Origin of the sequence: Klebsiella pneumoniae complex sp. WS1778 (assembly GCF_049472055.1) — a bacterium.
GTDB classification, from domain to species: domain Bacteria; phylum Pseudomonadota; class Gammaproteobacteria; order Enterobacterales; family Enterobacteriaceae; genus Klebsiella; species Klebsiella quasipneumoniae.
In genome coordinates, this window is sequence record NZ_JBKGTJ010000009.1 from 45,268 (window position 1) to 66,073 (window position 20,806).

Below are 20,806 nucleotides of genomic sequence, written 5' to 3' on the forward strand. Positions count from 1 at the left end.
GAGAATTGACTCCGGAGTGTACAATTATTACAATCCGGCCTCTTTAATCACCCACGCTGAGGCGTAAGTCGTTCGAAGTTCGTTCGGGTCTACGCAAAAGTCAGTGAATTTATTCAAGTTTAGGTAGAAATCGCCATGAAACGCACTTTTCAACCGTCTGTACTGAAGCGCAACCGTTCTCACGGCTTCCGTGCTCGTATGGCTACTAAAAATGGTCGTCAGGTTCTGGCACGTCGTCGTGCTAAAGGCCGCGCTCGTCTGACCGTTTCCAAGTAATAAAGCTAACCCTGCGTGGTTAAGCTCGCATTTCCCAGGGAGTTACGCTTGTTAACTCCCAGTCATTTCACTTTCGTCTTCCAGCAGCCACAACGGGCTGGCACGCCGCAAATCACCATCCTCGGCCGCCTGAATTCGCTGGGGCATCCCCGCATCGGTCTCACCGTCGCCAAGAAAAACGTGAAACGCGCACATGAACGCAATCGGATTAAACGTCTGACGCGTGAAAGTTTTCGTTTGCGTCAACATGAACTCCCACCTATGGATTTCGTGGTGGTGGCGAAAAGAGGGGTTGCCGACCTCGATAACCGTGCTCTCTCGGAAGCGTTGGAAAAATTATGGCGCCGCCATTGTCGCCTGGCTCGCGGGTCCTGATCGGCCTGATTCGAGTTTATCAGCGCCTGATTAGTCCGCTACTCGGGCCGCATTGTCGTTTCACCCCAACCTGTTCTCAATACGGAATTGAGGCCTTACGCAGGTTTGGAGTGATAAAAGGCAGTTGGTTGACAATGAAACGCGTATTAAAATGCCACCCTTTACACCCTGGTGGTGACGATCCCGTCCCGCCTGGACCATTTGATACCAGAGAACACTAACGATGGATTCGCAACGCAATCTTCTTATCATCGCTTTGTTGTTCGTGTCTTTCATGATCTGGCAAGCCTGGGAGCAGGACAAAAATCCGCAACCCCAGCAGCAGACCACGCAGACTACGACCACAGCAGCGGGTAGCGCCGCCGACCAGGGCGTACCGGCCAGTGGCCAGGGGAAACTGATTACGGTTAAAACCGACGTGCTTGAGCTGACTATCAACACCAACGGTGGCGATATTGAGCAGGCGCTGCTTCTGGCGTATCCAAAAACGCTGAAATCGACCGAACCGTTCCAGTTACTGGAAACCACCCCGCAGTTTGTCTACCAGGCGCAGAGCGGCTTAACCGGCCGTGACGGTCCGGATAACCCGGCAAACGGCCCGCGTCCGCTGTACAGCGTCGATAAAGAGGCGTTTGTGCTGGCCGATGGCCAGGATGAGCTCGTCATCCCGCTGACCTACACCGACAAAGCCGGCAACGTCTTCACCAAAACCTTCACCCTGAAACGCGGTGGCTATGCGGTGAACGTCGGTTATAGCGTGCAGAATGCCAGCGAGAAACCGCTGGAAGTCTCGACCTTCGGTCAGCTGAAGCAGACCGCTGCGCTGCCGTCCAGTCGCGATACGCAGACCGGCGGCCTGTCCACGATGCATACTTTCCGTGGCGCAGCGTTCTCCACCGCGGATTCGAAATACGAAAAATACAAATTCGATACCATTCTGGATAACGAAAACCTGAACGTTAGCACCAAAAACGGTTGGGTTGCCATGCTGCAGCAGTACTTCACCACCGCGTGGGTGCCGCAGAATAACGGGACGAATAACTTCTATACCGCCAACCTCGGCAACGGCATTGTTGCTATCGGCTATAAATCCCAGCCGGTACTGGTACAGCCTGGCCAAACCGACAAACTGCAGAGCACGCTGTGGGTCGGCCCGGCGATTCAGGACAAAATGGCTGCCGTCGCGCCGCACCTGGATCTGACCGTCGACTACGGCTGGCTGTGGTTCATCTCCCAACCGCTGTTCAAGCTGCTGAAGTTCATCCACAGCTTCCTCGGCAACTGGGGCTTCTCGATCATCGTCATCACCTTTATCGTTCGTGGCATCATGTACCCGCTGACCAAAGCGCAGTACACCTCCATGGCGAAGATGCGTATGCTGCAGCCGAAGATTCAGGCCATGCGCGAGCGTCTGGGCGACGATAAACAACGTCAAAGCCAGGAGATGATGGCGCTGTATAAAGCGGAGAAAGTGAACCCGCTGGGCGGCTGCTTCCCGCTGATTATTCAGATGCCGATCTTCCTTGCGCTGTACTACATGCTGAGCGCCTCGGTTGAACTGCGTCATGCGCCGTTTATCCTGTGGATCCACGACCTGTCTGCTCAGGACCCGTACTACATCCTGCCGATCATCATGGGCGCGACGATGTTCTTCATCCAGAAGATGTCGCCAACCACCGTGACTGACCCGATGCAGCAGAAGATCATGACCTTTATGCCGGTCATCTTCACGGTGTTCTTCCTGTGGTTCCCGTCTGGCCTGGTGGTGTACTACATCGTCAGCAACCTGGTGACCATTATTCAGCAGCAGCTGATTTACCGTGGTCTGGAGAAGCGTGGCCTGCATAGCCGCGAGAAGAAGAAATCCTGATACTCTTCATTCTTCAAGGCAACGCATCTGCGACTTGAATAATTTAGAGTAGTTACGGTAACGTTAATGCCAGAGAAGGCGGTCAATGGACCGCCTTTTTTACATCTACATAGAGAGTCACCATGAGCCATAACGACACTATCGTCGCCCAGGCAACCCCACCGGGACGCGGGGGGGTGGGCATCCTGCGCATCTCCGGCCTCAAAGCGCGCGACGTTGCGCAGGCGGTACTCGGCAAGCTGCCGAAACCGCGCTATGCCGACTACCTGCCGTTCAACGACGTTGACGGTACGCCGCTGGATCAGGGGATTGCGCTGTGGTTCCCCGGGCCGAACTCCTTTACCGGGGAAGATGTGCTTGAGCTGCAGGGCCACGGCGGCCCGGTCATTCTCGACCTGCTGCTTAAACGTATTCTGACCCTGCCGGGCCTGCGCATCGCCAGGCCGGGCGAATTCTCTGAGCGCGCGTTCCTTAACGACAAGCTCGACCTGGCGCAGGCAGAGGCCATCGCCGACCTTATCGACGCCAGCTCAGAACAGGCGGCGCGCTCGGCGCTGAACTCACTGCAGGGGGCCTTCTCCGCGCGGGTTAACCACCTTGTGGAAGCGCTCACTCACCTGCGCATCTATGTGGAAGCGGCGATTGATTTCCCGGATGAAGAAATTGATTTCCTCTCCGACGGCAAAATTGAAGCCCAGCTGAACGAGGTGATGGCCGACCTCGACGCCGTCCGCGCCGAAGCCCGTCAGGGCAGTCTGCTGCGCGAAGGGATGAAGGTGGTGATCGCCGGGCGGCCAAATGCCGGTAAATCGAGCCTGCTAAACGCCCTGGCGGGCCGCGAAGCAGCGATCGTCACCGACATCGCCGGCACCACCCGCGACGTGCTGCGCGAGCATATCCATATCGACGGCATGCCGCTGCATATCATTGATACCGCAGGCCTGCGCGACGCCAATGACGAAGTGGAACGTATCGGCATCGAGCGCGCCTGGCAGGAGATTGCCCTGGCCGATCGGGTGCTGTTTATGGTCGATGGCACCACCACCAGCGCCGTTGATCCGGCGGAGATCTGGCCAGATTTTATCGAGCGCCTGCCCGCTAAACTGCCGATTACCGTGGTGCGTAATAAAGCCGATGTCACCGGCGAAGCGCTGGGTATCAGCGAAGTAAATGGCCACTCACTGATCCGCCTGTCGGCACGCACTGGCGAAGGCGTCGAGGTGCTGCGTAACCACCTCAAGCAGAGCATGGGCTTCGATACCAATATGGAAGGCGGCTTCCTCGCCCGCCGTCGCCATCTGCATGCGCTGGAAGAGGCGGCGGACCATCTGCAGCAGGGCAAAGCCCAGCTGCTGGGCGCCTGGGCCGGCGAGCTGCTGGCGGAAGAGCTGCGTCTCGCGCAGCAGGCGCTGAGCGAGATCACCGGGGAGTTCACCTCCGATGACCTGCTGGGCCGCATCTTCTCCAGCTTCTGTATCGGCAAATAACGTTTAGTCCGTAAATGTTCACTCACCCGCATTAACGCCGCGTTAATGCGGGTTTTTTCTTGCCCTTTGCGGAGCAACGTTCTCTACTTTTATCTCCCCTTAACCACGAGACTAAAGCATGACCGTTGAATATACCGTGATCGAGAAGGTGCCCTCCGCCGAAGCGTTTTGCCACCTGCGAGAGGTAGCGGGTATGTCGCCGCGCCCCCTGGAAGGCGCCAGAGCCGGGCTGCCGCGCAGCTGTTATGGCGTACATATCCTCTGGCAGGAGACGCCTATCGCCATGGGGCGCATCGTCGGCGACGGCGCAATTAATTTCGACATTGTCGACGTCGCCGTCGATCCGGCTCACCAGGGAAAGGGCCTTGGGCGGCTGGTGATGGAGAAGCTGGTTGCCTGGCTGGACGCTAACGCCTTTGACGGCGCCTACGTTACGCTGGTGGCGGATGTTCCGGAGCTGTACGCGAAGTTTGGCTTCGAAAGCGTTCGGCCGGAAAGCGAAGGGATGGCCCGCGTGTGGCGATGCCGGGGCCGCTAGTTCGCGTTTCCTGCCAGGAAAATAGCGTTGTCCAAATGGCAACTCGTCTTGCGGGACGTTCCTCACTATGCTGAACGCCATTCACATCGCGAGGATCTCATGACACGCTTTCTTCTCTGCAGCTTTGCCCTGGTTCTGCTCTATCCCTCCGGCATCGATATGTATCTCGTCGGCCTGCCGCGTATTGCTCAGGATCTGGGAGCCAGCGAGGCGCAATTACATATCGCCTTCTCGGTCTATCTGGCCGGAATGGCCTCCGCGATGCTGTTTGCTGGCCGTATCGCCGACCGCTCGGGGCGTAAGCCTGTCGCCATGGTGGGGGCGGCGATCTTTGTTATCGCCTCCCTGCTCTGCGCGCAGGCGCACACCAGCAGCCACTTCCTTACCGGACGCTTTATCCAGGGGATCGGCGCCGGCTGCTGCTACGTGGTGGCTTTCGCTATTCTGCGCGATACGCTGAACGACCGTCGACGGGCCAAAGTGCTGTCGTTGCTCAACGGCATTACCTGCATCATCCCCGTGCTGGCGCCGGTGCTCGGCCACCTGATCATGCTGAAATACCCGTGGCAGAGTCTGTTCTACACCATGATCGGCATGGGGGTAACAGTGGGTTTGCTGGCGGTATTTATCCTGCGCGAGACGCGTCCGACGGCGCCTGCGCAGACGGCTATGCCGCAGCATGGCGCGGGCGAATCGCTGTTGAACCGCTTTTTCCTCAGCCGCATTCTCATCACCACCCTCAGCGTGACGGCGATCCTCACCTACGTGAACGTCTCGCCGGTACTGATGATGGAGGAGATGGGGTTCGATCGCGGCACCTATTCCATGACGATGGCGCTGATGGCGATGGTCAGCATGGCGGTCTCCTTCTCGACGCCGTTCGCCCTGTCGCTGTTTAAACCACGCACCCTGATGATAACCTCGCAGCTGCTGTTCCTGGCGGCAGGCGTGGCGCTGAGCCTCGCCACCCAGCAGGTCGTCACCCTGGTCGGGCTGGGCATGATTTGCGCCGGCTTCTCCGTCGGCTTCGGCGTCGCAATGAGCCAGGCCCTGGGGCCATTCACGCTGCGCGCCGGTGTCGCCAGCTCGGTCCTCGGCATCGCGCAGGTGTGCGGTTCGTCGCTGTGGATTTGGATCGCCGCCATCATCGGACTCAGCGCAATGAATATGCTGATCGGGATACTCATTGCCTGTAGCATAGTGAGTCTTGTTCTGCTACTGGTCGCCACTCCGCCGCGGGTTGCGCAACACAATGAAGAAGCCGCTTTCGAGTCTCGATCTTAATTTACTGCTCTGCCTGCAGCTCCTGACCCAGGAGCTCAGCGTCACCCGTACGGCGAAGCGGATGAACGTTTCGCCCTCGGCGGTGAGCAAGTCGCTGGCCAAGCTGCGCGCCTGGTTTGACGATCCGCTGTTTGTCAAAACGCCGCTGGGCCTGGCGCCTACACCGCTGGTCAGCAGCATGGAGCAGGATCTGGCGGACTGGATGCAGATGGGCAACCAGATCCTCGATAAACCGCACCACACCATGCCGAGCGGCCTCAAGTTCGAGCTGGCGGCGGAAACGCCGTTGCTGATGATCCTGTTTAACACCCTCTCCCAGCGCATCTATCAGCGCTACCCGCAGGCATTGATTCGTTTGCGCAACTGGGACTACGACTCCCTGGACGCCATCATCCGCGGCGAGGTGGATATCGGCTTCTGCGGACGCGAAAGCCATCCGCAGTCGCGGGAGCTGCTGAGCCTGCTGCCGTGGTATATCGATTTTGATGTGCTGTTCACCGACCTGCCGCAGGTTTGGCTGCGCGCCGATCATCCGGCGCTCAGGGAGGAGTGGGATCTGGCGGCATTCTTACGCTATCCGCATATCACCATCTGCTGGGAACAACGCGATACCTGGGCGCTGGACGACGTGCTGCAGGAGCTGGGGCATAAGCGTAATGTGGCGCTGACCGTGCCAGGGTTTGAGCAATCCCTCTTTATGGCGGCTCAACCGCAGCACACCATGCTGGCCACCGCGCCACGCTACTGCCAGCACTATAATCAGCAGCATCAGCTACCGCTGGTCTCCCGGCCGCTGCCGCTGGAGCCGCAGCATCTGGAAAAGCTTCGCGTCCCCTTCACCTTGCTATGGCATAAACGCAACAGCTACAACCCGAAGCTTGTCTGGCTTAGAGATACGTTGAAAGCGCTCTATTCCGGTACGCTGTAAGCTTTGTTTCGTGTCCGTAGCACCTTATTTGCGCAATAATTTGTAAAATCCAAACAAATTCCCTTTTCAAGGGGGGATTTCGGCATTAAAACCTGTTAATACCAGGCGATAATAGCGCCCGCAGTTTTCATTCAGACCATTACTCACGGAGCGACGTATGGCAACGCATTTTGCACGAGGGATACTCAGTACCGGGGAGCCGCTATCGACACGTTTGTCAGCGGCCTGTCATCAATCCGCACGTCGGCTCCCTGAATACCGGCAAGCCCGCTTTCGCGCTTCGCGGTCGCTGCTCGCCGAACTGCTGTTTATGCTTTACGGCATCGGCGAGCTGCCTGAAATCGTTAACGAAGCCAATGGCCGACCGGTTTTTAGCGATCGTCACCTCCCCCGCTTCTCTATCTCTTATACTGGCAATATCGTTGGCGTAGCGCTGACCACCGAAGGGGATTGTGGCCTCGATATGGAGCTGCAGCGCACTGTCCGCAGCCACGACGCCGACCGGCAAAATTTCAGTAACAATGAGAATCTGTGGGTTAACATTCAGCATGACCCGGACGAAGCGCGCAGCCAACTGGTGGCGCTGCGGCGCAGCGTGCTGAAGCTGACCGGTGAAACATCAACACAGCTGCAGCTGCTGCCTGGCTCCGGCCGCCTGCGTACCGCCGGCAGCCTGCCGATCGAAGCCGTCTGTGACGCCGAATCGCTGCTGGTGTGGTCGATTGCCGCTACCCCGAATATCGGCCCGCTGAAGGTCTGGGAGTATGACGCTAAGGGAGGCGACTGGCACAGCCTGGCGGACGCTCAGCGGCGCGCGCGCGAGCCGTCAGCCCGCCTGATGCGCTTTACCAGCCTACCCACGGAAAAAACCTTATCCCTCAATTGACCGGTCTTGCCGGCATCATGATCCAAAGGAGCAATCATGTCAGATACCTTGAAAGTGGTTACGTTACTCGGCAGCCTGCGTAAAGGGTCGTTTAATGGAATGGTCGCGCGTACCCTGCCCGGCATCGCGCCGGCGGGCATGGACATCTCCGCGCTGCCGTCAATCGGCGATATTCCGCTGTACGATGCTGATATTCAGGAAGAAGAGGGATTCCCGCAGCGCGTGCAGGAGATTGCGCAACAGATCCGCGAGGCGGATGGCGTGGTGATCGTCACCCCCGAGTATAACTATTCCGTGCCTGGCGGCCTGAAAAACGCCATCGACTGGCTTTCACGCCTGCCAGAGCAGCCGCTGTCCGGCAAGCCGGTGCTGATTCAAACCAGCTCAATGGGCGCCATCGGCGGCGCGCGCTGCCAGTATCATCTGCGGCAGATTCTGGTGTTCCTCGATGCGATGGTAATGAATAAACCGGAATTTATGGGCGGCGTGATCCAGAACAAAGTGGATCCGCAGTCAGGTGAAGTGGTCGATCAGAGCACCCTCGACCATCTGCGCGGCCAGCTGACCGCCTTTGGCGATTATATTAAGCGGGTAAAAGCATAAAAAAAGCCCGGCAGCGATGCCGGGCTTTTTCATCATGCGTGCGGATTAATGTGCATCAATAAAGACAATCTTCAGCACGAACAGCAGCGAGACGATAATTACGCAAGGGCTGAGGTCGCGCAGACGGCCGGTGCCGATCTTCATCACGCAGTAGGAGATAAAGCCCAGGGCGATACCTTCAGTGATCGAGAAGCTAAACGGCATCATCACCGCGGTGATAAACGCCGGTACCGCTTCCGTCAGGTCATCCCACTTCACGCGCGCCAGGCTGGAGGTCATCAGCACGCCGACGTAAATCAGCGCGCCGGCGGCCGCATAGGCCGGAACCATCCCCGCCAGCGGAGAGAGGAAGATAACCAGCAGGAACAGGATACCGACGACAACGGCGGTCAGGCCGGTGCGCCCGCCTACGGAAACGCCGGAGGAGGATTCGATATACGCTGTTACCGATGAGGTGCCGATGAAGGAACCTGCCACCGACGAGACGCTATCGACAAACAGCGCCTGCTTCATGCGCGGGAATTTACCGTTGGCGTCCGCCAGACCCGCTTTATCCGTCACGCCGATCAGCGTCCCGGAGGAGTCAAACAGGTTGACCAGCATAAAGGAGAAGATTACCCCGGCCAGGCCCAGATTCAGGGAGCCCGCCAGATCGACATGACCGATCACCGAAGTCACGCTCGGCGGCGCTGAGACGATACCGGTGTAGTGCACATCCCCCAGCATCCAGCCCAGCAGGGTGGTCACAACGATAGAGACCAGTACCGCGGCGTGAATGTTGCGCGACGCCAGAATCGCGATGATAAAGAAGCCCAGCACGCCCAGCAGCACGCTGTGGGAGGTAAGATGACCAATGCTGACCAGCGTTTCCGGGTTGGCGACAATCACCCCGGCGTTCTTCAGGCCCATCATACCGATAAACAGGCCGATCCCGCTGGTGATGCCCACGCGCAGGCTCAGCGGAATATTGGCGATCATCCAGTAGCGTACGCGGAAGATCGTCAGCAGCAGCAGGCCGACGGCGCCCCAGAAAATCGCGCCCATGCCGACCTGCCATGGCAGGCCCATCGCCTGCACCACCACAAAGGCGAAAAAGGCGTTCAGGCCCATCGCCGGCGCCAGAGCAACCGGCAGGTTCGCGAACAGCCCCATCATGATACTGCCGAAAGCGGCAATCAGACAGGTGGTCACAAACACGGCGCTGGTATCCATGCCCGCTACGCCAAGAATTTGTGGGTTAACAAAAACGATATACACCATCGTCAGGAACGTGGTGAAACCGGCGATGGCTTCCGTGCGCACCGTGGTGCCGTGCTCGCGCAGTTTAAATACGCGCTCCAGCAGACCCTGGCCAGAAGACTGGCTGGTTTGTTGTTGACTCATTATCGGTTTCCGAACGTAAGGAGGGAAAATTCGACGCTATCCTATACCAAATTACAGCGCCAGGCGCGGTTGTATGGTAATTTTTTTCATTTATTTTGCTTATACGGCAACGATTGCGTCGCGGCATTGGACATAACGAAAACGTTAAACTTGTTAATATGGAATGGCTATGACTCAACCAGAAGCAGTATTTTTTGACTGTGACGGCACGCTGGTCGACAGCGAGGTAATTTGCTCCCGCGCCTACGTGCACATGTTCCAGGAATTTGGCATTACGCTGGAGCTGGCAGAGATTTTTAAGCGCTTCAAAGGCGTAAAGCTGTACGAAATAATCGACACCATCAACGCCGAGCATGGCGTTAACCTGCAAAAGGCCACCCTGGAGCCGATTTACCGTGCGGAAGTCGCCCGCCTGTTCGATAGCGAACTGGAGGTGATTGCTGGAGCCCAGGCGCTGCTGGATGCGGTAAGCGTCCCGATGTGCGTGGTCTCCAATGGCCCGGTCAGTAAGATGCAACACTCTCTCGGCCGCACCGGCCTGCTGCACCATTTCGCTGACCGGTTGTACAGCGGCTACGATATTCAGCGCTGGAAACCCGATCCGGCGCTGATGTTCCATGCCGCAAAGGCGATGAACGTTAACGTTGAGAACTGCATTCTGGTTGATGATTCCAGTGCAGGTGCACAATCGGGAATAGCCGCCGGCATGGAGGTGTTCTACTTCTGCGCCGATCCGCACAACCCGCCAATCGATCATCCCAAAGTGACAACCTTTACCGATCTGGCTGCGCTGCCGGCATTGTGGAAAGCGCGCGGTTGGGATATCACTCGCTAGCCCCCGGCGTCGCCCGGCCGGGCGACGGTTGGCAGCAAGGGTAGCCCGGTAGCGCTGTGATCTCGCCCAGAACAGGATGGCTGGCGACCGGCTTAACTCATTATCTTCGGACACAAGCACTTTCATCTTGTCTTTCTTCACTCGCGGAAAACGGGGGCTAAACGCCCCCTCCGGCTATTTAAACAGTTTTTGCACAAACTCCGCGTAGGCAGGGCGCCAGACGTCCATTTCATGGTTCAGGCCGGGATAGGCGTGATAGTCAAAGTTGATCTTCTGTTTTTCCAGCTCGCTTTTCAGACCCGCGATGTCTTTGCCGGTCACGGAATCTTTTTCCCCGACGACCACGGTAAAGTTACGCAGCTGTTTATTGATGGCCTCAGGATGTTTCAGCTGTGCTTCCACACCAGCATTCGGCACCGTGGTGGTTGTGACGCCGCTAAACGTGGCGAGCCAGCCAAAGCTCTCCAGATGATTCATTCCGGAGACCAGCGCCTGATAGCCGCCCTGCGACAGCCCGGCGAGCGCCCGGCCATCCGCGTCTTTACGCACATTAAAACGCGCATCAATCAGCGGAATGATATCGTTCATCAGCTCGTTATCAGCCGCTTTCGCATTTAGCGGATAGAAGGTTTTGCGTCGCTCCTGCGGCGGGAAGTTTTCCGCGATGGCTTCCGGGATATCGGTTTCGGTATCCGGGACCACCACCAGCATTGGCTTGATCTTGCCCTCCGCCAGCAGGTTATCCATGATTTGCGGGATCCGCCCCTGATCGATGGCCGACAGGCCGCTGTCGCCAAAGCCATGATAGAAATAGAGCACCGGCAGCGGATCGCCGGTTCCGCTATAACCCGGCGGCGTCCAGACATAGAGACGACGTTCAGCGTTCAGCGCCTTTGAGTTATAGGTAAGGGTGCGCAGATCGCCGTGCGCGACCGCCCGATCGTCAAGAATACTGCCCGGCACCAGAATCAAACTGGTGTTCACCTGGCGCTGCGGCTTCTGATAGCGGCTGCCGGTATCTACCGAGCGGAAGCCATCCACATCGAAATAGTATTCATAGAGATTGGGCTTCATCGGCTCGCTTTTCCATGTCCAGACCCCGTGGTCCGTTTTGGTCATGTCGTGCGAGACAAAAGTGTCCGGCGTGGCACCGGTGACTACCGAAACCCGCCGGGCATCAGGGGCAAACAGGCGGTAAGTGATACTTTTATCCGCGTTAACTTGGGTGATAAAGTGGCTCACCGGCAGTGAGGGGTCCGGCACCGCGGGCAACGGTGCAGCCTGAATGGTGAACGCCGCGCCCGCCAGCGCCAGGGCGAAATAAATTGCATGTCGTTTCATCGTTATTCCTCTTATGTTGTGTCCGTTCTGTTATCGTCTCACCACCAGATTTCCGCCTGCGCCCCTACGGCAAATTGATCGTTTTTACCGTCTTCAAAAATGCTGGTGGTGTTATTCGCGGCCTTATCCAGGTCGATATCCTTCGCTTTAATATAGGTGGCATAGAAGCGAATTTCCGGGCGCGAGGTCAGCATACTGGTATTAACTTTGAAGGTATGGAACAGCGTGGTCTTATAGCCGGACTCGTTATATTTTTTGCCGGTAACATCTTTGTTTTGCTGCTTGAAGTACCCCAGTTCGACGCCGGTCTGGTTATATTTATTCCAGATATAAGCCGGTCGCAGGACCGTACGGATGGATTCAAAATCGGAGTGGGCCCCGGTCTCGTAGCTGTAAACGTCGTTACCAAAAGAGTAAACGATGGCATTCGCCATAATAATGTCATCACGTAAATAGGTTTCCCCTTGCGAGGTTAAGCGCACGGCGGTGCCATTGGTATGGTCGCCATAATAGCGGCCGTTAAAGGTGGTATAGGGGCTGGATCCGGCATAGCGCGAGAAGCTGCTGGCAATGGAGTTATTCGCCAGTAAGAAAGAGAATTCGTTAAAGCCGCCGTTAGCAAATTTTTGCGTTAACGAGGTGCCGGCCATCCAGGTATCTTTCCATGGATAATAGCCTTCATTCCCCTCTTTATATTTCTCAGAAGAACTTTGGTTGGCAGCGACATAGCGTCCGCTGACCATCAGGCTGGCTTTATCCCACAGCGGGATCTCTTTGTAACGGATATCAAGGGTATTGGTGTTTATTTGCTGCTTATTGCTCAAGGAACGATCGTAGTCATCAACATCTTCCCGCACCAGCGCGATATCGAATTTCCCGACGCAAACCTGCCAGTTTTCCAGCCCCACGCCAGCCGCCGCATCGGTTCTCTGCGTTTTCCAGTCCAGCATCTGGATCTCGATTTTTGGCGCACCGTGTTTGCCGACCCAGAAATCGGCCTCCGGGGCAAACGGCAGGAATCCTTTGGTGTTAACGTACATATCCGAGAATTGGATGTAGTTTTCGCCGCCGGCATTGTCGCCAAACCAGCCAGTGGAATACTGCTGGCCAACGTTCCCGTCGAGCATCACGATGGCGTCGACGCGTTTATCGCCTTCCTGAAACACCCGCTGCTTCAGCTGCAGATCGAACCAGCCGGAATATTCATTGCCCAGACGGCCAAGCGAGCCGATGGCCCACGATTTTGGCGAGCCATGCGAGGCGGTTCCCCAGCCCGAGCGGAAGTAGCCGTTATAGCTAAAGCCAATTTCATCTTTGACGAACCTGCTAAAATCTTTCAGCGTCATCGCGCTGTAGGCTGGTGCACTGTCTGTAGCAGGTTGTTGATTTTTGACCAGTACCGCATCCGGTTTCACCGCTGCTTTCGGTCCGGCTGCCGCCGCGACGTTGCGCTTCTGGCTCTCTGCAGGCGGAGACCATGAGGCCCAAATCTGGTCTCTTTTTCTCTCCTGGTCTTGATATTTTTTGAGCTCTTTTTGCGTATCGCTGAGCGCTTTTTCCAGCAACTCAAGCCGTTGCTCTACCGTCAGCTGGCTCGCGATCAGGGAGGTTGAATAACAAAGCGGCGCCAGCAAGGCTATCGCCGAAGCGATCCTGGTTTTTCTCATCATAATATTCCCTTATATAAGTATTGGCATTAATAAAAACGACAGCGACAAGCATCGCGCGGGTTCAAATAGCTTTATCCATACCGCTTAAGGGCGCGGGGACTGTTATTTTTGAGCCTGGAAAAAAGCAAAAAAACCCGAAGAAGACGATCTGCCTTAACAGATAATCCTCTTCAGGTTTTGCCCGCGCATCGCGGTAGCAACCCTTATTAAGTCATTCTTCGCACGCATAAAAAAACCTGATATCGCCGCCGTGGGGGCAATATCAGGTTTTGCCTGCTGTCGCAGTAACAATCCGTTTAAAACATTCTGAGCTTGCGCGCTCAGTCAGTGGATGCTGATTGTTACGCGATAAAATGAAGAACTCAAACGGGCAGCCTGTTAATTGTGACGATAATCTCAGCAATATCGCTGCCGGTGGAGGAATCATATCTAATTCTGATAAATCCATTCATCAGAATTAGACAAAATGATTATTACTCTTTCGGATCTTTACCAGCGAGCAATTTATCCAGTTCATCGCCGCCCACATGACGGAAATCCTGGCCTTTGACGAAGTAGAAAATATATTCGCAGATATTCTGGCAGCGGTCGCCGATACGCTCGATGGAGCGCGCGCAGAACAGCGCCGTCAGGACGCTGGGGATAGTGCGCGAGTCTTCCATCATGTAGGTCATCAGCTGACGTACGATGCCTTCATATTCCTGGTCGACTTTCTTGTCTTCGCGATAGATACGTACCGCCTCGTCGAGATCCATACGCGCGAAGGCATCCAGCACGTCATGCAGCATCTGCACCGTATGGCGGCCCAGCGATTCAAGGCTCACCAGCAGCGGCTGATGCTGCTGGGAAAACTTCTCCAGCGCGGTACGGCAGATTTTATCCGCCACATCGCCAATGCGTTCCAGCTCAGCGATAGTCTTGATGATCGCCATCACCAGGCGCAGGTCGCTGGCGGTCGGCTGGCGCTTGGCGATGATGCGCACGCAGGCTTCATCGATCGCCACTTCCATCATGTTGACCTGTTTGTCGCCGTCAATCACGCGTTTCGCCAGTTCGCTGTCCTGGTTATGCATTGCGGTGATCGCATCAGAAAGCTGTTGCTCCACCAGCCCGCCCATGGTCATCACCTGGGTGCGGATATACTCCAGTTCAGCGTTGAACTGGCCGGAAATATGTTTGTTAAGATTTAGGTTGTCCATGGTGTCTCCTGATTGCCCAACTGGTGAGAGCCTGAAAGCACAAGGGCAAATCAACCGTAGCGGCCAGTAATATAATCTTCAGTTTGTTTCTTCGCGGGCTTGGTGAACAGATCATCCGTATTGCTGAACTCAATCAGCTCGCCAAGATACATAAATGCCGTATGGTCGGAGCAACGCGCAGCCTGCTGCATGTTGTGAGTCACGATAACGACGGTGTAGTCCTGTTTCAGCTCGGTGATCAGTTCTTCGATACGCCCGGTGGAGATCGGGTCCAGCGCGGAGCACGGCTCATCAAGCAGCAGCACTTCCGGGCGGATCGCGATACCGCGGGCAATACACAGACGCTGCTGCTGACCACCGGAGAGAGAATACCCGCTCTGGTGCAGTTTATCTTTGGTTTCGTTCCATAATGCGGCTTTGGTCAGCGCCCACTGCACGCGCTCGTCCATATCGGCACGGGACAGTTTTTCAAACAGGCGCACCCCGAAAGCGATGTTGTCGTAAATGGACATCGGGAACGGCGTTGGCTTCTGGAACACCATGCCAACCTTAGCGCGCAGCAGGGCGATATCCTGGGTGTTAGTCAGAATATTGTCGCCATCCAGTAGGATCTCACCTTCCGCACGCTGCTCTGGATACAGTTCAAACATTTTGTTGAACGTGCGCAGCAGGGTGGATTTACCACAGCCTGACGGACCGATAAACGCCGTTACCTGGTTTTTGGTGATATCCAGGTTGATGTTCTTCAGGGCATGGAATTTGCCGTAGTAGAAGTTCAGGTTACGAACTGAAATCTTACCCGGAGCTGTATTCACCATACTCATCTCAATCTCTTCCTCATTCAGCGCAGCCGTGGCTGCGCCGCAAAAAATTAACCGTGTTTCTTCTTGGCGAAGATAACGCGCGCCAGGATGTTCAGCAGCAAGACGCACAGGGTGATAATCAATACCCCGGCCCATGCCAGTTGCTGCCACTCCGCAAACGGACTCATGGCAAATTTGAAAATGGTCACCGGCAGGTTGGCAATCGGCTGCATCATGTCGGTGCTCCAGAACTGGTTAGACAACGCGGTGAACAGCAAGGGCGCCGTTTCCCCAGCGATACGGGCGATAGCCAGCAGGATCCCGGTCATAATCCCTGAGACGGAGGCTTTCAGGGTGATCGCCGAGATCATCTTCCACTTCGGCGTCCCCAGCGCATAGGCCGCTTCACGCAGGCTATCCGGCACCAGTTTCAGCATGTTTTCGGTGGTACGAATAACGATAGGCACCTGCAGCAGCGCCAGGGCGATAACGCCCGCCCAGCCCGAGAAGTGCTGCATCTGCGCCACCACGATGGTGTAGACGAACAGGCCGACCACGATAGACGGTGCGGAAAGCAGAATATCGTTGATAAAGCGGATAATTTCAGCCAGCACCGACTTGCGGCCATACTCCGCCAAATAAATTCCGGCGAGGATACCCAGCGGCGTACCAAAGACGGTTGCCCACAGGATCAGCAGGCCGCTGCCGGCGAGGGCGTTGGCCAGACCACCGCCCGCGGTATTCGGCGGCGGCGTCATTTCGGTAAACAGCGCCAGACTCATGCCGTCGAAGCCGCGGGTTATGGTCGCCATCAGGATCCAGATAAGCCAGAACAAACCAAACGCCATGGTGGCCATCGACAGCGCCAGAGCGATACGGTTCTTCATGCGGCGTTTGGCCTGCATCTTGCGGCGGGACTCCGCCAGCTCGGCGGTGCTTTGCATTTCAATGGTCGCCATTAGCGTGCCCCCTCATTCTTCGCGAGGCGCATAATCATAAACTTCGACGCCGCCAGAACGATAAAGGTGATAACGAACAGGATCAGGCCCAGCTCCATTAGCGCCGCCACGTGCAGGCCGGTTTCCGCTTCGGCGAATTCGTTGGCCAGCGCGGAGGTAATGCTGTTCCCCGGCATATACAGCGATATGCTGTCGAGCTGGTAGGTGTTACCGATGATAAAGGTGACCGCCATGGTTTCACCCAGCGCGCGGCCCAGACCGAGCATCACGCCGCCGATCACCCCGTTTTTGGTGAACGGTAAAACGATGCGCCAGATCACTTCCCAGGTGGTGCAGCCGATGCCATAGGCCGACTCTTTCATCATCACCGGCGTCTGTTCGAAAACATCGCGCATGACCGCGGCGATATAAGGGATGATCATGATGGCCAGAATGACGCCAGCGGCGAGAATGCCAATCCCAAACGCCGGACCGGCAAACAGCGCGCCGACGAACGGGATGGTCGACAGGACGTTCCCCACCGGCTCCTGAAAGTAAGTCGCAAATAGCGGGGCGAAAATAAACAGGCCCCACATGCCGTACACGATACTCGGGATTGCCGCCAGCAGCTCAATCGCAATGCCCAGCGGGCGCTTGAGCCAGGCGGGGGACAGTTCAGTCAGAAACAGCGCGATGCCGAAGCTCACCGGGACGGCGATCAGCAGCGCGATAAAGGAGGTCACCAGAGTTCCGTAGATCGGCACCAGCGCGCCGAAGATTTCGTTGGGCGCATCCCACTCTTTGGTCCACAAAAAGGCAAAGCCAAACTTTTGAATGCTCGGCCAGGAAGAGATGATCAGGGAAACGATGATGCCGCCCAGCATCAATAGCACAATCAGCGCAGCCAGTTTTACCAGCGCACTGAAAATTATGTCACCCTTTTTCCCCGGAGGGGTAAATGCAGGCTTGGTTGCAGCCATAGATTACTCTTTACGTATTAAAACTTGTTCGAATAAATGCCCGGTGGCGTTGGCTCCCGGGCCTACAGTCTGAACCGTAGGGCGGGCAGCGCCTGAACGCCCCCGCCATCTTCGTCAAAAATCTACTTTTAGTACAGCGCTTTACCGCTGCTGTCTTTGACGTTGGTTTTCCATGCCGCACGAACCTGCTCTACCACGCTTTCCGGCAGCGTCGCGTAATCCAGCGCATTGGCTTCTTTCCCGCCGTTTTTATACGCCCAGTCAAAGAACTTCAGCACTTCGGCGGTCTGCTCAGGCTTGTTCGTCGCCTTATGCACCAGGATGAAGGTGGTTGAGGTGATCGGCCATGCGTTTTCACCTTTCTGGTTAGTCAGGTCCTGAGCGAAAGACTTGCTCCAGTCAACGCCTTTTGCGGCGTTAGCGAAGTTGTCTTCAGTCGGGCTAACCGGCTTGCCGTCGGCAGAGACCAGTTTGGTGTACGCCAGGTTGTTTTGCTTGGCGTAAGCGTATTCGACGTAACCAATCGAGCCCGGCAGACGCTGAACAAAGGCGGCGATACCGTCGTTGCCTTTACCGCCCAGACCGGTTGGCCAGTTAACGGTAGAGCCTGCGCCGATTTTCGATTTCCACTCTTCATTCACTTTGGACAGGTAGCTGGTGAAGACGAAGGAGGTACCGGAACCATCGGCGCGGCGAACCACGGCGATATTCTGCGACGGCAGCTTCAGACCCGGGTTGAGCTTAGCGATCGCTTCGTCATCCCATTTTTTAATTTTACCCAGGTAGATATCGCCAAGGGTTTTGCCATCCAGCACCAGCTCGCCGGATTTCACGCCAGGCAGGTTAACCGCCAGCACCACGCCGCCAATCACGGTCGGGAACTGGAACAGGCCTTCCTGGGTCAGTTTGTCATCAGCCAGCGGAGCATCAGAAGCACCGAAATCCACGGTGTTGGCAATAATCTGTTTAACGCCACCAGAGGAACCAATACCCTGGTAGTTCACTTTATTGCCAGTTTCTTTCTGATAGGTGTCAGCCCATTTGGCATACACCGGCGCAGGAAAAGTTGCACCTGCGCCAGTCAGGCTTGCTGCTGCGAAAGCAGAGAAAGCGCTCATCGATAAGGTCGCGGCGACAACTGTTGCGACGGTGGTACGCATAACGTTCATAATGTCTCCTGCTGGGATTCGTAAATCATTGTTTCGAGGCTATGGTGAGCAAAATAGGTCAAAGAGGTGACAGTAAAATGTACGAATTATGACAGTTTTATGACACGCCGGTAGGGGGGATTTCACGTCAAATAATACGCTTATAACTCAAATGGTTATCTACTAGCATGACCACACAATGACAGAATAATTTTCTTTTTATGACAGCGAAATCACAGAGCAAAACGATCGTTTGTCATCTATCGCCTCCCCAGATATTGCGCACAAGATCGGCGAAAAACAGCAGGTAAAAATAAAAAAGGGCCGCCGCCGGCAGCCCTTTGCAAAAGAGATAATACGTTACTCAACCGTGACCGATTTCGCCAGGTTACGCGGCTGATCCACGTCAGTGCCTTTGATCAGCGCAACGTGATAAGCCAGCAGCTGCAGCGGTACGGTGTAGAAGATAGGCGCGATGCTCTCTTCGACATGCGGCATCTCAATGATGTGCATGTTGTCGCTGCCGTTGAAGCCGGCGTCACCGTCGGCGAAAACGTACAGCTCACCGCCGCGGGCGCGAACCTCTTCGATGTTGGATTTCAGTTTTTCCAGCAGCTCATTGTTCGGCGCCACTACGATCACCGGCATTTCCGCATCAATCAGCGCCAGCGGGCCGTGCTTAAGCTCGCCTGCCGCGTAGGCTTCCGCGTGAATATAGGAGATCTCTTTCAGCTTCAGCGCCCCTTCCATAGCGATCGGGTACTGATCGCCGCGGCCAAGGAACAGCGCATGATGCTTATCAGAGAAACGCTCTGCCAGCTGCTCAATACGCTTGTCCTGGGAGAGCATCTGCTCGATACGGTTCGGCAGCGCCTGCAGGCCGTGGACGATATCATGCTCAATGGACGCATCCTGGCCTTTCAATCGCGCCAGTTTCGCCACCAGCATCAGCAGCACCGTCAGCTGAGTGGTAAAGGCCTTGGTCGAGGCCACGCCAATTTCCGTTCCGGCTTTGGTCATCAGCGCCAGATCGGATTCACGCACCAGCGACGAGCCCGGCACGTTGCAGATGGCCAGCGAGCCGAGATAGCCCAGCTCTTTCGACAAACGCAGCGCCGCCAGGGTATCGGCGGTTTCACCAGACTGGGAAAGGGTGATCATCAGGCTGTTACGACGCACCGCAGACTTCCGATAGCGGAATTCGGAGGCGATTTCCACATCGCACGGCACGCCGGCTAACGCCTCGAACCAATAGCGGGAGACCATCCCGGAGTTATAGGAGGTCCCGCAGGCAACAATCTGAATATGTTCAACCTGAGCCAGCATTTCATTGGCGTTCGGTCCCAGCTCGCTGAGATCGACTTCGCCGTGGCTGATTCGCCCGGTCAGGGTGTTCTTAATCGCATTCGGCTGTTCGAAAATCTCTTTCTGCATATAGTGGCGATAGATACCTTTATCGCCGGCATCATATTGCAGATTGGATTCGATCTCCTGGCGCTTCACTTGCGCAGCGGATTTATCGAAAATCACTACCGAGCGACGAGTCACTTCCGCAATGTCGCCTTCTTCAAGGAAGATGAAGCGGCGGGTAACCGGCAGCAGCGCCAGCTGGTCGGAGGCGATAAAGTTTTCCCCCATGCCCAGACCGATAACCAGCGGGCTACCGGAGCGGGCCGCCAGCAGGGTACCCGGGTCGCGGGTATCCATGATCACGGTGCCGTAAGCGCCGCGCAGCTGCGGGATGGCGCGCAGCACGGCTTCACGCAAGGTTCCACCTTGTTCCAGCTCCCAGTGCACCAGATGGGCGATAACTTCGGTATCGGTCTCAGTGACGAAGACATAGCCGCGAGACTGCAGCAATGCGCGCAGCGGCTCGTGGTTTTCGATGATCCCGTTATGGACCACCACAATGTGTTCAGAAACATGCGGATGCGCATTGCTCTCGGACGGTTCGCCGTGCGTCGCCCAGCGAGTATGGGCGATCCCGGTACCACCGTGTAACGGTTGCTCTTCGACCGCCTGAGCCAGCATCTGTACCTTACCCAGGCGACGCACGCGGGTCATATGACCTTCGCTGTCGACTACCGCCAGACCGGCAGAGTCATAGCCACGGTATTCCAGACGACGTAAACCTTCGAGAAGGATTTCAGCAATATCACGCTGCGCGACTGCGCCAACAATTCCACACATAGTTAAATTTCCTGATAATGGCGATATGCCATGCGTTGTCGCTGACCTGTATTTGCCCGTTTTCCGGGCGCC

The 20,806-nt window shown here is 56.3% G+C and carries 20 protein-coding genes; 11 read left to right on the plus strand and 9 right to left on the minus strand.

Annotation, left to right across the window (positions count from 1 at the left end; translation table 11 throughout):
• Positions 1–135 precede the first annotated feature (135 nt).
• From rpmH to ACLEXF_RS23915, 10 genes are all read left to right on the plus strand, one after another.
• A complete protein-coding gene (gene rpmH / locus ACLEXF_RS23870; RefSeq protein WP_000831330.1) occupies positions 136–276 on the plus strand; it encodes a 50S ribosomal protein L34 in 141 nt (46 codons plus the stop codon).
• A 15-nt stretch (positions 277–291) separates the two neighbouring features.
• Complete coding sequence (rnpA, locus tag ACLEXF_RS23875) at positions 292–651, plus strand: ribonuclease P protein component (protein ID WP_004151535.1); 360 nt, start codon at positions 292–294, stop codon at positions 649–651.
• Positions 615–872: a membrane protein insertion efficiency factor YidD gene (yidD, locus tag ACLEXF_RS23880; RefSeq protein ID WP_004151536.1), complete on the plus strand. Its 258-nt coding sequence runs from the start codon at positions 615–617 to the stop codon at positions 870–872. The genes rnpA and yidD overlap by 37 nt, the downstream gene beginning before the upstream one ends.
• A gap of 2 nt (positions 873–874) precedes the next feature.
• Positions 875–2,521 (plus strand): membrane protein insertase YidC, encoded by a 1,647-nt coding sequence (yidC, locus tag ACLEXF_RS23885; RefSeq protein WP_017899657.1) that lies wholly within the window; start codon positions 875–877, stop codon positions 2,519–2,521.
• Between the two features lie 122 nt (positions 2,522–2,643).
• Positions 2,644–4,008: a tRNA uridine-5-carboxymethylaminomethyl(34) synthesis GTPase MnmE gene (gene mnmE, locus ACLEXF_RS23890; protein WP_130947033.1), complete on the plus strand. Its 1,365-nt coding sequence runs from the start codon at positions 2,644–2,646 to the stop codon at positions 4,006–4,008.
• A 118-nt stretch (positions 4,009–4,126) separates the two neighbouring features.
• On the plus strand, positions 4,127–4,546 hold the full coding sequence (locus ACLEXF_RS23895; protein WP_004202289.1) for a GNAT family N-acetyltransferase: 420 nt from the start codon (positions 4,127–4,129) through the stop codon (positions 4,544–4,546).
• 99 nt (positions 4,547–4,645) lie between these two features.
• Positions 4,646–5,830 carry an MFS transporter gene (locus tag ACLEXF_RS23900; protein ID WP_004202290.1) on the plus strand — a complete coding sequence of 395 codons (1,185 nt, stop codon included), beginning with the start codon at positions 4,646–4,648 and terminating at the stop codon, positions 5,828–5,830.
• Entirely contained in the window at positions 5,799–6,758 is a 960-nt protein-coding gene (gene yidZ, locus ACLEXF_RS23905; protein ID WP_004202291.1) for an HTH-type transcriptional regulator YidZ, read from the plus strand. The genes ACLEXF_RS23900 and yidZ overlap by 32 nt, the downstream gene beginning before the upstream one ends.
• Before the next feature lie 310 nt (positions 6,759–7,068).
• Positions 7,069–7,644, plus strand: coding sequence for a 4'-phosphopantetheinyl transferase family protein (locus ACLEXF_RS23910; protein ID WP_072140520.1), 576 nt, complete (start codon positions 7,069–7,071; stop codon positions 7,642–7,644).
• A gap of 36 nt (positions 7,645–7,680) precedes the next feature.
• Positions 7,681–8,247 carry an NADPH-dependent FMN reductase gene (locus tag ACLEXF_RS23915; protein WP_004202293.1) on the plus strand — a complete coding sequence of 189 codons (567 nt, stop codon included), beginning with the start codon at positions 7,681–7,683 and terminating at the stop codon, positions 8,245–8,247.
• Between the two features lie 45 nt (positions 8,248–8,292).
• On the opposite strand, the gene ACLEXF_RS23920 is transcribed toward ACLEXF_RS23915, so the two are convergent.
• Positions 8,293–9,630, minus strand: coding sequence for an NCS2 family permease (locus ACLEXF_RS23920; protein ID WP_004202294.1), 1,338 nt, complete (start codon positions 9,628–9,630; stop codon positions 8,293–8,295).
• Between the two features lie 169 nt (positions 9,631–9,799).
• Between ACLEXF_RS23920 and yieH the strand changes: the two genes are divergently transcribed.
• The gene (gene yieH, locus ACLEXF_RS23925; protein ID WP_004202295.1) at positions 9,800–10,465 is read left to right on the plus strand and encodes a 6-phosphogluconate phosphatase; all 666 of its coding nucleotides are present in this window, start codon (positions 9,800–9,802) and stop codon (positions 10,463–10,465) included.
• 174 nt (positions 10,466–10,639) lie between these two features.
• On the opposite strand, the gene ACLEXF_RS23930 is transcribed toward yieH, so the two are convergent.
• The 8 genes from ACLEXF_RS23930 to glmS form a co-directional block, all read right to left on the minus strand.
• Entirely contained in the window at positions 10,640–11,806 is a 1,167-nt protein-coding gene (locus ACLEXF_RS23930) for an esterase (protein WP_407259978.1), read from the minus strand.
• Positions 11,807–11,844: 38 nt separating this feature from the next.
• Entirely contained in the window at positions 11,845–13,476 is a 1,632-nt protein-coding gene (locus tag ACLEXF_RS23935) for a carbohydrate porin (protein ID WP_407259977.1), read from the minus strand.
• A gap of 473 nt (positions 13,477–13,949) precedes the next feature.
• Positions 13,950–14,675 carry a phosphate signaling complex protein PhoU gene (phoU, locus tag ACLEXF_RS23940; RefSeq protein WP_004107251.1) on the minus strand — a complete coding sequence of 242 codons (726 nt, stop codon included), beginning with the start codon at positions 14,673–14,675 and terminating at the stop codon, positions 13,950–13,952.
• Positions 14,676–14,725: 50 nt separating this feature from the next.
• Positions 14,726–15,499, minus strand: coding sequence for a phosphate ABC transporter ATP-binding protein PstB (pstB, locus tag ACLEXF_RS23945; RefSeq protein ID WP_004145006.1), 774 nt, complete (start codon positions 15,497–15,499; stop codon positions 14,726–14,728).
• Positions 15,500–15,546: 47 nt separating this feature from the next.
• A complete protein-coding gene (gene pstA / locus ACLEXF_RS23950) occupies positions 15,547–16,437 on the minus strand; it encodes a phosphate ABC transporter permease PstA (protein WP_004202301.1) in 891 nt (296 codons plus the stop codon).
• Entirely contained in the window at positions 16,437–17,396 is a 960-nt protein-coding gene (pstC, locus tag ACLEXF_RS23955) for a phosphate ABC transporter permease PstC (protein WP_004202302.1), read from the minus strand. Before pstC ends, pstA begins: the two co-directional genes overlap by 1 nt.
• A 128-nt stretch (positions 17,397–17,524) precedes the next feature.
• Positions 17,525–18,565: a phosphate ABC transporter substrate-binding protein PstS gene (pstS, locus tag ACLEXF_RS23960; protein ID WP_004150308.1), complete on the minus strand. Its 1,041-nt coding sequence runs from the start codon at positions 18,563–18,565 to the stop codon at positions 17,525–17,527.
• A gap of 339 nt (positions 18,566–18,904) precedes the next feature.
• Positions 18,905–20,734 (minus strand): glutamine--fructose-6-phosphate transaminase (isomerizing), encoded by a 1,830-nt coding sequence (glmS, locus tag ACLEXF_RS23965; protein WP_032456774.1) that lies wholly within the window; start codon positions 20,732–20,734, stop codon positions 18,905–18,907.
• Between the last annotated feature and the right edge of the window lie 72 nt (positions 20,735–20,806).